Here is a 12,929-nt window from a genome sequence, read left to right on the forward strand (position 1 = left end):
CTGAGAAGGCGGTGAATTCAAACTTTTCCAGTTTCCAATCATTGCTATTTGTTTCCGTACTGAACTAGATGTGACGTCCTTGCGCATCATCTTCCTTCCTCCATTTGATTCCAGTGCCGATCGATTTTGCATTCCAGGCGATGGCCGAACGGTCCGATCGCGCGCCGGCGCGATGGCGCCGGCCATTCCTGCGTTGGCTCGATGGCGTCGAGACGGGCTGGGCCGTGCCGCTTCTCATCGCCTGCTTCGTCGCGATCTGGACACTGTATCTGGCGGTCGCCTATGCCGGCGGCGGTCTGCACCCCGATACGCTGGAGGCCTGGACGCTGGGGCGGCATTTCGCGTGGGGCTACCCCAAGCATCCGCCATTGACGGGCTGGGTTGCCGCGAGCTGGAGCGCCATCTTTCCGCTCAGCGAGTGGTCGCTGCAATTGATGGCGATGACCAATGCCGGGCTTGCGCTGGTCTTCGTCGACCGGATCGCGCGGCAATTCGTGACGGGGCACAAGCGCGTCCTGGTGCTGTTGCTCCTGATGCTGACGCCGGCCTATCAATTCCATGCCCAGCGCTTCAATGCCAATGCGGTGCTGCTAGCCGTCTGGCCGCTGGCGACGTGGTGCTTCCTGCGCGCATTCGAGACCCGCGCGGCGTCGTGGGCGATCGCGGTGGGAGTCACGACGGCGCTGGCCATGGCCGGCAAATATTATTCGATCTTCCTTATCGCGAGCTTCACGTTTGCCGCGCTGGCGCATCCGGCGCGACGCGCCTATTTCACGTCCGCCTCGCCCTGGATCTCGGTCGTCGTCGGGCTTGCGGCGCTGTCACCGCATGTTCATTGGCTCGCCACGACGGGGGCACCGACCTTCACCTACGCGCTGAACCATGCCAACGGCACTGCGGTGAGCTCGCTCGGTGAGGCCAGGAACTTCCTTCTGGGGCTGTTGGCGGCCATCAGTGTGTCAGCCGTCAGCTGGATGTTCATCGCTGGCACGCGGCTGAAGCAGTTTCCGGACGATTTCGCGGCGATGAATCCGGGCCTGCGGCTCCTCTTTTACGTTGCCGTCGGCACGATCGCGCTGCCGGTTCTGGTCTCGCTCGCGATAGGCACCGATCTCCCGTCGCTCTGGGCTTTGCAGGGATTGTTTCTGTTCGCCATTCTCGTGGTCTGCGGCACGAATTATCCGATCGAGCGCTTTTACACCGTCAACCTCACTTTGGTCGTGGCCGGCGTTGCGCTCACGGCCGTCCTCGTCGCCGCGCCGATCCATGCCGTCTATCGCAACGATCACGGCTACGAGGAGGGGCGTAATTTCTACGCGGAGGCGGCCAGAGAATTGACACGCGAGTGGCGCGAACTGACGGGCGAGCCGCTCGCCGCCGTCAGCGGCGACGATTCGCTGGCCTTCGCGTTGGCCTTCTACAGCCCGGACCACCCGCACTACGTGCTGCCGTTCGAGGATCAAGATCCCGGGGGCTTGCCGCGCAAGACGACGCTGGACCGCGGCTGGGCCGCGCTCTGTTTCCGCGATCAGGATGATTGCAGCCGGTGGATGGACGGGGTGGCCGGGCGCGCCGGGCACTTCGTCAAGCGGGAATTTATCGTCCAGGCGCAGCTATGGGGCCGGCCCGGTCTCACGCGGGAAGTGGTTGTGCTGATGGTGCCGCCCCGTGGAAGCGGCGCGGCACCCGAGGGCGTTGCGGACGATTTCAGCGCCAGCAGGCGCGCAACGGAATAGAGGTCTTGCTCAGCAATGGCTGTCGCGGACCCGCTCGAGCCCTTCACTCGCGAATGGCACGGTGAAGGCGGTCGTTTCGGTGCTCGACGGCGTGCGTTCCGTCTTTGCCCGCTCCGCCGCGTCGTGGTCTTTACGGTGTTTCGGTTCCATTGAAGCGCCTTTTCAAATTGTTGCAGTACAACATCGAGAGCGCCGCGAAGTTCCTCACCCGATGGCGCGATGATGCGGCTTGAACAGCCGTCCTCTCTCCACCACCAGCACGATCGCGAGCGCGGCGAGTGACGACACGAAGAAGCCGACCGAGAACGGCAGCAGCGTGCCGTCGAAGCTTTGTCCGATCGCCATGCCAACGGCGATGCCGATCAGCGTCGTGATCGAGCCGTAGAGCGAGGACGCCGTGCCGGCGATGTGGCCCTGCGGCTCCATGGCGAGTGCGGTGAAGTTGGCGACCATCATGCCGAACGAGAACATCATCAGCGCCGAGAGCACCATGAAGAGGGGAAGCGGCAACGCGCCCAGGCTTTCGGTCAGCAGCATCACACCCGCCACGGCGGTGTAAAGCGTCAGCGCGCCGTGCGAGATCACGCGCATGCCGAGGGTTCCGACGAATCTTGCATTGAGGAAGCCGGCAATGGCGGTGCCGGCCGCGATGGCGGCGAAGGCGAGCGGAAAATAATGGCCGAGGTGATAGATGCCGACAAAAACTTGCTGGGCCGAGAAGACGTAGGCAAACAATGCCCCCATGACGCTGCCGGCGGCGAGCGCGTAGCCGAGGGTTTGGCGATGGGTCACGGTCTGCCAGTAGGCCGTGAGCACGTCGGCCGGCGCGAGCGACCTGCGTTCGCTCTCAGGCAGGGTCTCCGGAAGCCGCAGCACGGACCATGCAAGCGCGAGCAGGCCGTAGAGCATCAGCACGACGAAGATGCCGCGCCACGCCGTCACCAGCAGCACCGCCTGTCCGAACGAGGGGGCGATGACGGGGACGGCGATGAAGATCATCATCGCAAGCGACATCACGCTCGCCATGCGGCGGCCGACGTAACAATCGCGCACGATCGAGGTCGCGATCACGCGCGTCGCCGAGGTACCGAAGCCCTGCAGTGCGCGCGCCAGCAGCAGTGTCTCGAACGACGGCGCGGCAATCGCCAGCACGCTCGCCACCGCATAGACCGCCATCCCGCCGAGCAGCACCGGGCGGCGGCCGAAGCGATCCGACAGCGGTCCCATGACGAACTGGCCCGCGCCAAAGCCGATCAGGAAGGTCGACAGCACCAGCTGAAGATGGTTGGCGACGGGGATGTTGAAGGCCGACCCAATGTTGGGAAGCGCCGGGAGCATCATGTCCATCGCAAGCGGATTCAGCGCCATGATCGACGCGATCACGATGACGAATTCGGGGAAACCCATGGGGCGGTGTCCCGAGGACACCCAATCGTCGGCATTGACGTCGGACAAGTAGCTCACCTCTGATTTGAGGCCCTTGTCTAACCCCGATGCTGCGTTGCACAAGCGATGATTCGGGATGGCTGGCAGGCGGTGCAGGAGCAGACAGGAATTGATGAGGTATCAGCGCTCGCGGCCGCGGCGGTCGGTGGGATCGTCCGCGGAGCTCTCGTGGTGCGGGCAGCCGGGGTCGAACCGGCACAGCGCTTGCGCGCCGAGGGATTTTAAGTCCCTTGCGTCTACCAATTCCGCCATGCCCGCTTGATCCAACGAGATCAATCACTTAAGTCCCTTGCCGGCGGTCTGGAATTGGCGTTTGCAGGCCGGAGGGGCGGTTCTTCCTTAGGCGAGCCGGCGGCACAAGGCAAAGCCTCAATCCGGACATGTGTTGTTGCTTTAGGCATTCTCAATCGACGGGGACTATTCATCCGACATGCCAGCTTTGATTCGATGTCTGCTTTGATCCAACATCGCCTGCGCACGTGCTGCGTGGCCGCTGCGCTGCTCGCGGCCGGCTTCGCGCAGTCCGGCTGCGCCGGCATGAGCGAGACGGTCGCTCCGGCGTTTGCCGATCCCGGCAGGTACGAATTGTACGATTGCAAGCAGCTCGAAGGCGAGCGCAAGTCGCTCGCCAGCCGCACCATGGAGTTGCAGCGGCTGATGGACAAGGCAGAGACCGGCGCGGGCGGCGCCGTCGTGTCGGAGCTTGCCTATCGCAACGACTACGTCGGGGTCCGCGGGCGGGCGCAGATGGCCGACGACGCTTGGCGCCGCAACAAGTGCCGGGAAACGCCGCCCGAAGCGAAGCCGGCCGCTGCGCCGGCGCCCGCAGCCGATCCTGGCCCGATCAGGCCTGGCGCGAAATCGACAAGAGCAGTGCGCTGAAACCAGCGCCTCGCATCAGGGTCGCCAGCCGTAAATCCAGTCCTGCCGTGCCAGCATACGCTCCGGGCCGAGGGCGCGGACCGCAAGATCGCGCGCGTAGGCGAGCGGCCCAGTGAAATGATAGATGCGGCCTTGCTGCCGCGCGGTCCGCTGCACCCGCCGCACGCGCGTCTGGCGCGTCCGGCCGTATTGTTTCAGCGCAGCCGTGATGCCCGCGGTGCTCTCGGCGACCTCAAGGCTCAAATGCTGCGCGAGCACCGCGGCGTCCTCGATCGCCATGCCGGCGCCCTGCGCCGCAAACGGCAGCATCGCATGCACGGCGTCGCCGAGCAGCGCGACCGGGCCTTTGCTCCAGGGGCAGTCGTCGGGCACGCCGAACAGCGCCCATTTCCGCCAGCTATCGACCGTGGCGAGCATCATGCGCGCCGCGGGCGGCCAGCGCGGCGCGGCGAAGGCGTCCATCACCTCGAGGGGATCGCCGGGCGTGCTCCAGCCGGGTCTGTTCCAGGTGCCTGGCAGCACCGCGACCACGTTGATCTGGCGTCCGCCCGCAATCGGGTAGGCGACGAGATGGGCATTCGGGCCCATCCAGAGCTGGACCCGGCGCGCGGTGTAGTCCTTCGGCAGCTGCGTGGCATCGAGCGTGCCGCGCCAGGCGATCAGCCCGGAGAAGCGCGGCTGCACCTCGGGAAACAGATGCTGGCGCACCGTCGACCAGATGCCGTCCGCGCCGATCAGCGCACTGGCGAGATCGCTGCGCCGGATCGTGCCGCTGCGATGGACGACCGTCAGCCCCTTGGCGTGAGGCGCGACGTCTTCGAAAGTCGCGCCGAGTTTCAGGTCGATATCGGGATGGTCGGAGACTGCGCCGGCGAGGGCGGATTGCAGGTCGGCGCGGTGCACCACCCAATAGGGGGCGCCGGCGCGCGCGGCGGCGGCTTCTCCGAGCGGCATGCGCAAGAGTTCGCCGCCGGCCCGCGCGCTCATGATCGAGACCGCCTCCGGGATCACGGCACGCAGCTTGAGGCGCTCGGTGAGGCCGAGCTCGACCAGCACGCGGCTGGCATTGGGAGAGAGTTGCAGACCGGCGCCGACTTCCTCGAGCCGCTCGGCCTTTTCCAGTACGACGATGCGGAAGCCGCGGGCCGCGAGCGCAAGCGCAGCCGTCAGTCCACCTATGCCGGCACCGGCGATGACAATCGTTCGGGAGAGCGCCACCCCTGACCGATGGCAGCGATCAGGCCACCTTGTCCTTCAGGACGCACTCCGGCGGACGGGCTTCGCCCGCCTTCAGGTCGGCGGCGAAACGGTACAGCGTCGAGCAGTAGGGGCAGATGATCTCGTTGTCGTTGCCGAGGTCGAGGAAGACGTGCGGATGATCGAACGGAGGGTTGGCGCCCACGCACATGAACTCTTGCGAGCCGATTTCGATGACGGGGACACCGGCATCGTTGTGGAAGTGCGGGACGACATGGTCGGACATCGTACTCATCCTGGAGTGGCAATGGCGGCAGACACAATCACGACTGACGCGGCATTATTAAGGCGCCGCGGACCATACTGGTGGGTGTGGATGATTGCTAGCCCAGCGGAACCGAAAGCCCCGCAATGCCCCATGCTCATTTGCTCATGCAAATTCGACACAATCTTACGGCCTGAGAGAAGCCCTTCTTTCGTCGGGGACGTTGTGTCGCAATTTTGGCATACTATGTCTGTGGACGAGCGTAATTGCGACGAAAGACGAACCGTTAGGCGTCAACGATCTCAGGACCGTCCAGGCTCTCCGCATGAAGTGGTTGCGAATCAGCACAGCGTTGACCGGTATCGTGGCTTGCGGCTTCATGCTCGCGCAGGTAGCACCCCATGCCCGCGAGGCCGGCGCGATTCTGGCCGCCCAGGACGATCCCGCCGCGCTCTCCGAGATCAAGCTTGACGCGCTGCTGCGGCACAACGACCGCCTGATTCAGGACAACATCGACATCGCGCTCGCATCGGGCGATGCCGATCTTGCCGACAGTTTTGTCGCGTTGGCGCGCGACCGCAACATCGCGCTGCCTGACGACCTCCTGAGCCGTGTCGGCGACGCGGTCAAAGCCGAAAATTCCACCTCGCATTTCGCAAAGCGGTTTGCCACCGGTCTGGTCACCGGCAACGCGGACGATGTTGCGAGCCTGTCCGGGACCGTGGCCGGCGATCTCTTCGTCATCGGCGATATCCGGGACGTCGTCCGGGAGGGCAAGCACCTCGCGATGGGCGAGGACACCGATCGCCTGGTGCTGGGCCTTGCGGCCGCGGGTCTCGCGGTCACGGCCGTGACCTACGTCTCCGTCGGCGGCGCCGCGCCGGTTCGCGCCGGGCTGACGCTGGTGAAGGACGCGCGCAAGGTGGGCCGGCTCGGCGAGGGACTGGCGGCATGGGCCGGCCGGTCCGCGCGCGAGGTCGTCGATACGCCGATGCTCCAGAACGCGGTTGCCTCCGGCTCGGTGCTGCGGCCGGGCCAGACCTTGAGCGCGATCAAGGCGGCGTTCCGCGCCGAGAAGGCCGGCGCGCTGGTTCGGCTCGGCAAGGATGTCACGCGCGTCGTCGAGAAGACCGGCACGCGCGGCGCGATGGATAGCTTGCGCATCGCCGAAGGCCCGAAGGACGTCGCACGCGCGGCGCGGCTCGCGGAAGCGCAGGGCGGCAAGACGCGCGCGATCCTGAAGCTGCTCGGCCGCGGCGCGCTGCTGCTGATCGGCGGGGCGTTCAATCTCGCGCTCTGGCTGTTCGGTGCGGCCTTGACGCTGTTCGGCCTGTTGTCCTCGATCAAGGCGACGACGGAGCGCCTGACCCAGGCCTGGTGCGATCGCAGACGGGCGCGGCGACTTCGGCAGGCCCGGATCGCCGCCGACGCCGTTCTGGCAAGCGCCGCCGTCACGGCCTAAGATACCTCTTCCCCTCAAGATTGCGGAACTGATGATGCCGAGCTTTCACAACGGCGCCGTTGAAATTGCCTATCTCGACGAAGGCGAGGGCGATCCGATCATCCTGGTGCACGGCTTTGCCTCCAGCAAGAACGTGAACTGGGTCTATCCGACCTGGGTCTCGGAGCTGCGCAAGAATGGCCGCCGCGTCATCGCGCTCGACAATCGCGGCCATGGCGAGAGTGCAAAGCTCTACGAGCCCGCGCAGTACTCGATCCCGACCATGGCCGGCGACGTGCTCGCGCTGATGGATCACCTCGCCATCCCGCAGGCCGATCTCATGGGCTATTCGATGGGCGGACGGATGACGGCCTGGCTCTCCCTCAACGAGCCGCAGCGCCTGCGTTCGGCAATCCTCGGCGGCATCGGCATAGGAGGCCTGATCGAGGGCACCGGGCCGGGCGAGAACGTCGCGAAGGCGCTGGAAGCGCCCTCGCTCGACGACGTCACCGATCCCGTCGGCCGCACGTTTCGTGCTTTTGCAGACCAGACCCGTTCCGACCGCAAGGCGCTGGCTGCCTGCCTGCGCGGCACGCGCGATCTCATGACCAAGGACGAAGCCGCGCGCATCGACGTGCCCGTGCTGATCGCGGTCGGCAGCACCGACGACGTCGCGGGTTCGGCCAGCGCACTCGGCGCCATCATCCCCGGTTCGGAAGTGCTCGACATTCCCGGCCGCGATCACATGCGTGCCGTCGGCGACAAGGTCTACAAGACGGGCGTGCTCGATTTTCTCTCACGTCGCGGCTAAAAGCGGCATATTCCTTGAGTCCGCTAACGCCGGTTATCGGACGTCAGAACCAGGTCGCCCAGCATGTCCGCTCAGGGCCGATTTTGTTGCAAAAGTTGGCTGCAATGGATTTGGCCGCTGGGCCTTTTGTTGAGCCGCGCTTTGAAGCGCTGGCCCTGACGCATTTTACGCAACTTTGACGCTACGCTACGCGATGCGCAGAACCTGAGCCGGCGGCGGTCGTGCGACCAGCGATGCAAACCGCCTCAGATTCTGAGCGATGGCGGCTAGAACAAACTCATCCTGGGCACCTTGCGGGCCTCGCAATCGGAGCCGACCAAGCTTCAGGATGCGCTTCAAGTGTGCGAACCTCATCTCGATCTTCTTGCGCTGACGCCGAGAGAGCTCGAAGCCCTCGGTGCCAGCGAACGACCGGGCAACGTCTCGGGCATGCTCATGGATATCGCGCGGGATCTTGCGTGATGGTTCCTTTGGGCAGCACTGCGGTTTGAGCGGGCATACATCGCAGTCGAGCTTGCTGGCACGATACAGAAGGGTCTTGCCCTCGTGCACGGTACCGCTCGTCCCAAGCCGCTTACCACCCGGGCAGTGGTAAACGTCCCCGGTTGGGTCATATCGAAAGTCGCTCCGCGAGAAGGTGCCATCATCCCGCTTCGACTTATCGAACACAGGGATATGCGGCGCGATGCCCTTCTCCTCGACCAGCCAGTTCAGCATCGGAGCCGCTCCGTAAGCGGTATCCCCGACAAGTCGCTCTGGCTTGAGACCAAAGCGCTCCTCGGTTCGTTCGATCATGGTTTTTGCTGCACCGACCTCGGCCTGGCGAATGGCGCGGGAGGCCTCGACATCCACGATGACGCCGAACTTCACGTCGATGAGATAGTTGTCGGAGTACGCGAAGAATGCCGGCCCCTTGTGAGCGCCGGTCCACTGCGCTGCCGGATCGGATGGCGAGACAAACTTCGGGATGACATCGCTGGCGGCGCCCCACGCCGGATCGTCGAGGGTTGCCAAATACTCCTTCACCGCGCGGCTGGACCTGGCCGGATCGCGATCCCTGCGCCAGTCCTGACCTGCGATCGAGCGCTGCTTGTTCGCGTCGGCCGCAATCAGGCTCGCATCGACTGCAAATCCTTCGCCACCAACCAGACCGGCGGCAATGCATGTCTCGACAATCCGTTCGAACACGCGGCGGAGAACATCTCCATCACGGAAGCGCTCGTTGCGGGCGCGCGAAAATGCCGAATGATCCGGGACAGCGTCCTCGATACCAAGCTTGCAGAACCAGCGATAGGCGAGGTTCACCTGCACTTCACGGCAGATCAGCCGTTCCGAGCGGATCGCAAAGACATACCCCACGACCAGCATCCGGATCATCAGTTCCGGATCAATCGACGGGCGCCCCATCGACGAATAGTGAGATGCTAGTTCACCGCGAAGCCAGGACAGATCGAGAGCAGCATCGATCTTCCGCACCAGATGATCTTCGGGTATCGCGTCGCCAAGACGAAACTCGTAGAACAGTTGACCTTGGTCACTCTTCAGACGGCCCATCATGGATCGACCTCGCCGAGATTCGCGTCAACACAACGGAATCACGGTTCGTGACTTGTCTCAACCGACTTTTGCAACAAAATCGGCCAATAGGCGACATGGCCGGCTTGTTTGATATAAAAGGGTAACCAACTGAGGCTGCCTGAACCGTGGTTTCAATATGCACACGATTGGCATCGCAATTTGGATAGCTTGCGCCATCGCGTTTGCGTATGGCGGGTACCACTACTGGGCTTTCCTCCAAAAGCTTGAGCAGGCCCGGATGGACGGAAGAATTCCGGTCAGTCTACAGGCGTCGCGCATGGATATTGTTTGGATGATTGCTAGCCCCGGCGTGGTGCCCGATGGGGCTGCCCACCGACGACGGGCAATGTATGGATTGGGGGCTTTTGTCGGCTTGTGGTTCGTATTCGCGCTCATGCCAATTTTGATACGCGCGTGAAAAAGTTACCTGTGACGCCGGCAGTCCCTGCTACTTGCCCCACGTCCGCATTGGGTCACTTGCGGACCTGACTGCCAGGCGGCGGGCGCGGTGCTGGAGCCCGCTAAGGGCTGTTATCAGACTGGCGACCAATGCAACCGACGGCGACCTCGAGCAGCTCCTGCTCACCGGCAAGCTGCTCCCTTTCTCGGCGCCGTCGGCAGGTGGTCGACCGCGAAGCGGCCGATCTCATCGCGCTCTAGTGTCCTCACCAAACCGTCGCGCCAGCGCCATCAACACCACGAAGGTGGCAACCCACACCATCCGCGCGCCGTAGCGATCATGGGGGCCGGAGATGACGCCGCAGACGAAGGCGTTGCCGAGCAGCGCCAGAGTCACCGTCGCCGCCAGCAGCGTCAGATCGTCCAGCTGGCGATGTATGAGCGCGTGGCCGAGCAGCACAACGAGCGCCAGCATCGAGGCCAGCGCGACGGGCACATGCAGCCAGTTGATGGTGTCGAAGTCGAGCGCCCAGTGCTGCTGGCGCGCCGCCCGCATAGGCGCGGCCTGTGAGGGGATATAGCGTTCGATGATGCCGCGGGTGTGCGGGATCCAGCCATTGGTGCCTTCGCCGGTCGCGACATGCAGCAATTGCTGACCCAGCGCCCGCAACGCCGCGCCGGCCTGCCAGGCCGGATAGTCGGCGAGCGAACCCACGACGATGGTGCCCATCTCCTCGTTCATGCCTTCGAAGCGGCCGAGCGTGTTGAACATGCTCTTGCCCCACAGGAATTCGTCGGCGGTCGCCGGCAATTGGTCGCGATAGGGGCAGAGCTTGAGTCTTTCGCGCGGGCAATGGTCGTTGAGATAACGCGCAACGATGCCGTCCTGCATCATGCGGCCGAAGGCGACGCCGGTGCCGCCGGGGGTCCAGGCCCATTTGCCTGACAAGGCATGGTTCGCCGACACCAGCATCAGGCCCCCGGCGACGACGGTGAGGCTCGCTTGGACCAATCCGGCGGTCGGAAGCCGGCGCCCCAGCCACGGCCGGATCACCCAGCCGGCGACGCAGAGACCGAGCAGCACGCCGAGCGTGGCGCTGTGGGTCGCGGCGGCAAAGGCGGTGAAGACGAACAGCGAGATTTTTTCGAGCACCGAGGTCCGCTGCCCACCGATGACCAGCAGGAATAGCGACAGCACCGACAGGCCTGCAAAAATGTCGGTGAGCAGCATGCTCGCAAGCCAGGGCAGCGCGGTCGACAGGATCAGGAGCAGGCTGATCGCGACGAAACGGACCGTCTGCATCATCGAGAGCACGCGCAAGGTGAGCTGCAACAGCCACAGCGTCGCCAGCGACTGGACCGCAAGGTTGACCCAGAAACCAGAACTCTCGCCATAGTGCAGGTAGATGCCGAACACGGTGGAGCGGCTCGGGACGAGATAGCCCTCGTACCAGCGCGCCAAATAGCCTCCGGTATCCCATTGCAACAGCGGATAGCCGTTCCAGAACGCCGGCGCGATCAACAGGAGCGGCAGGGCGACCGCGGCGAGCCGCAGCCAGAGGGTATCAGCGGCGCCCGCGCGCGCATGATCAGTGGTGATGGTCAAATCCGCTCCGTCCTCACTCGGACCATGCCCGCAATCACCGTTGAGGCGGAATTCACCAATAGTTTGACGCCGCCCGGCTTGAATTTGGCGAAACCCTGACCATTTTGAGCCGACCTTGTCGCCGGGGGCGTCGGAAGAAACTGTTGTGATTCAACGTGTTGGCTTGCCCGTGCGGGGCAACGCACTGTTCACTCTCAGGCAAGCCCGTCAGGACTTTGTCGCCTAGACTGTGTTATAGAACCACCCAAACGAGCCAATTCGAAAGAGCAGATCTCATGGCAGTGCATCAGGTCAATCCGGGAGGAAAGCTCGCAACGCTTGATCCGATCTGGGATCGGATCCGCGGCGAAGCGGAGGACATCGTCCATCGCGAGCCGGAGCTTGCGACCTTCATCTATTCGACGGTGCTGCATCACAGCCGCCTGGAAGATGCGGTGATCCATCGCGTCGCCGACCGGCTCGATCACTCCGCGCTGTCGGGCGATCTCGTGCGCCAGACCTATGACGAGGCGCTGCGCGACGATCCCGATCTCGGCAACGCCTTCCGCGCCGATCTCGTCGCCGTCTACGACCGTGACCCCGCGACCTCGCGCTTCATCGATCCCTTGCTCTATTTCAAGGGCTTTCACGCCATCCAGACCCACCGCCTCGCGCATTGGCTGTATCTGAAGGGCCGCAAGGATTTTGCGTATTATCTGCAGAGCCGGGCGTCTGCGGTATTCCAGACCGACATCAATCCCGCCGCGCGCATCGGCCGCGGCATCTTCCTCGACCACGCCACCGGCTTCGTCTGCGGTGAGACGGCGCTGATCGAGGACGACGTCTCGATCCTGCATGGCGTCACCCTCGGCGGCACCGGCAAGGAGAACGAGGACCGTCATCCGAAAATCCGTCACGGGGTCCTGATCGGCGCGGGCGCAAAGATCCTCGGCAATATCGAGATCGGTCATTGCGCGCGCATCGCGGCGGGCTCGGTCGTGGTCAAGCCCGTGCCGCACAACGTGACGGTCGCAGGCGTGCCCGCCAAGGTCGTCGGCGAAGCCGGCTGCGCCGAGCCGTCGCGCACCATGGATCAGATGATCAACGCCATGGGACTCTGAGGTGGGACTTTGAGATGTCTCTGAGAGGGGACATCGAGCTTGTTGGAAGGGGCGGATTTTCCGCCCCCTTCGCCCCAAAAATTCTTTGGCAATTCATGCTGGCGGTTGGTCGCGTCTCGTCCTAAAACCCGCGCCAACCCAGATTTCGATTGGAGACTTGCCGTGGACGTCAAGGAAGTTAGGAAGCTCGACGCGTATCTGAAGCGCGTATTCGGCAATCCCAAGATCCGCGTCGTGCCGCGGCCGAAGAAGGATGATTCCGCCGAAGTCTATATCGGCGAGGAATTCATCGGTGTGCTCTTCGTCGACGACGAGGATGATGATCGCTCGTTCCAGTTCCAGATGGCGATCCTCGAGGACGATCTGGTCGACCAGGAGTGATGCGACCCGATTGGTGAGGCGGAACTTCCCGCCCTCACCATTTAGTGTCTGACGCGGCGGTGCGATCGGCCGGCGCTCCTCCCACAT

General features: G+C 64.1%; 11 protein-coding genes and 1 tRNA gene. 6 read left to right on the forward strand and 6 right to left on the reverse strand.

What is annotated here, in order from left to right:
- Positions 1-104: 104 nt before the first annotated feature.
- Positions 105-1,736 carry a glycosyltransferase family 39 protein gene (locus tag ACVIN2_RS36490; protein ID WP_456769312.1) on the forward strand — a complete coding sequence of 544 codons (1,632 nt, stop codon included), beginning with the start codon at positions 105-107 and terminating at the stop codon, positions 1,734-1,736.
- Positions 1,737-1,940: 204 nt separating this feature from the next.
- Here ACVIN2_RS36490 and ACVIN2_RS36495 read toward each other — a convergent pair whose 3' ends face one another.
- Together ACVIN2_RS36495 and ACVIN2_RS36500 are read right to left on the reverse strand one after the other, a co-directional pair.
- Positions 1,941-3,191, reverse strand: coding sequence for a multidrug effflux MFS transporter (locus ACVIN2_RS36495; RefSeq protein WP_456769313.1), 1,251 nt, complete (start codon positions 3,189-3,191; stop codon positions 1,941-1,943).
- Between the two features lie 160 nt (positions 3,192-3,351).
- Positions 3,352-3,440, reverse strand: a tRNA-Leu gene (locus tag ACVIN2_RS36500).
- 189 nt (positions 3,441-3,629) lie between these two features.
- Between ACVIN2_RS36500 and ACVIN2_RS36505 the strand changes: the two genes are divergently transcribed.
- Positions 3,630-4,064, forward strand: a complete 435-nt coding sequence (locus ACVIN2_RS36505) for a twin-arginine translocation pathway signal (protein WP_456769314.1) — start codon at positions 3,630-3,632, stop codon at positions 4,062-4,064.
- Positions 4,065-4,079: 15 nt separating this feature from the next.
- Here ACVIN2_RS36505 and ACVIN2_RS36510 read toward each other — a convergent pair whose 3' ends face one another.
- Together ACVIN2_RS36510 and ACVIN2_RS36515 are read right to left on the reverse strand one after the other, a co-directional pair.
- Positions 4,080-5,282: an FAD-dependent monooxygenase gene (locus ACVIN2_RS36510; RefSeq protein WP_456769315.1), complete on the reverse strand. Its 1,203-nt coding sequence runs from the start codon at positions 5,280-5,282 to the stop codon at positions 4,080-4,082.
- Between the two features lie 19 nt (positions 5,283-5,301).
- Complete coding sequence (locus ACVIN2_RS36515) at positions 5,302-5,547, reverse strand: zinc-finger domain-containing protein (RefSeq protein ID WP_007602543.1); 246 nt, start codon at positions 5,545-5,547, stop codon at positions 5,302-5,304.
- A 304-nt stretch (positions 5,548-5,851) separates the two neighbouring features.
- On the opposite strand from ACVIN2_RS36515, the gene ACVIN2_RS36520 reads away from it, so the two are divergent.
- Both ACVIN2_RS36520 and ACVIN2_RS36525 read left to right on the forward strand, forming a co-directional pair.
- Complete coding sequence (locus ACVIN2_RS36520) at positions 5,852-6,988, forward strand: hypothetical protein (RefSeq protein ID WP_456769316.1); 1,137 nt, start codon at positions 5,852-5,854, stop codon at positions 6,986-6,988.
- A 34-nt stretch (positions 6,989-7,022) separates the two neighbouring features.
- Positions 7,023-7,778 (forward strand): alpha/beta fold hydrolase, encoded by a 756-nt coding sequence (locus tag ACVIN2_RS36525; RefSeq protein ID WP_456769317.1) that lies wholly within the window; start codon positions 7,023-7,025, stop codon positions 7,776-7,778.
- Positions 7,779-7,964: 186 nt separating this feature from the next.
- Here the strand turns inward: ACVIN2_RS36525 and ACVIN2_RS36530 are convergent, their stop codons facing one another.
- Positions 7,965-9,335 (reverse strand): IS1182 family transposase, encoded by a 1,371-nt coding sequence (locus ACVIN2_RS36530; RefSeq protein WP_026233905.1) that lies wholly within the window; start codon positions 9,333-9,335, stop codon positions 7,965-7,967.
- Positions 9,336-10,002: 667 nt separating this feature from the next.
- On the reverse strand, positions 10,003-11,361 hold the full coding sequence (locus ACVIN2_RS36535; RefSeq protein ID WP_456769318.1) for a hypothetical protein: 1,359 nt from the start codon (positions 11,359-11,361) through the stop codon (positions 10,003-10,005).
- A gap of 275 nt (positions 11,362-11,636) precedes the next feature.
- Here ACVIN2_RS36535 and cysE point away from each other — a divergent pair, with 275 nt between their 5' ends.
- A complete protein-coding gene (gene cysE / locus ACVIN2_RS36540; protein ID WP_007602549.1) occupies positions 11,637-12,461 on the forward strand; it encodes a serine O-acetyltransferase in 825 nt (274 codons plus the stop codon).
- 162 nt (positions 12,462-12,623) lie between these two features.
- On the forward strand, positions 12,624-12,842 hold the full coding sequence (locus ACVIN2_RS36545; protein ID WP_007602550.1) for a DUF3126 family protein: 219 nt from the start codon (positions 12,624-12,626) through the stop codon (positions 12,840-12,842).
- Positions 12,843-12,929: the final 87 nt, after the last annotated feature.

The organism is Bradyrhizobium sp. USDA 3650 (genome assembly GCF_054057395.1).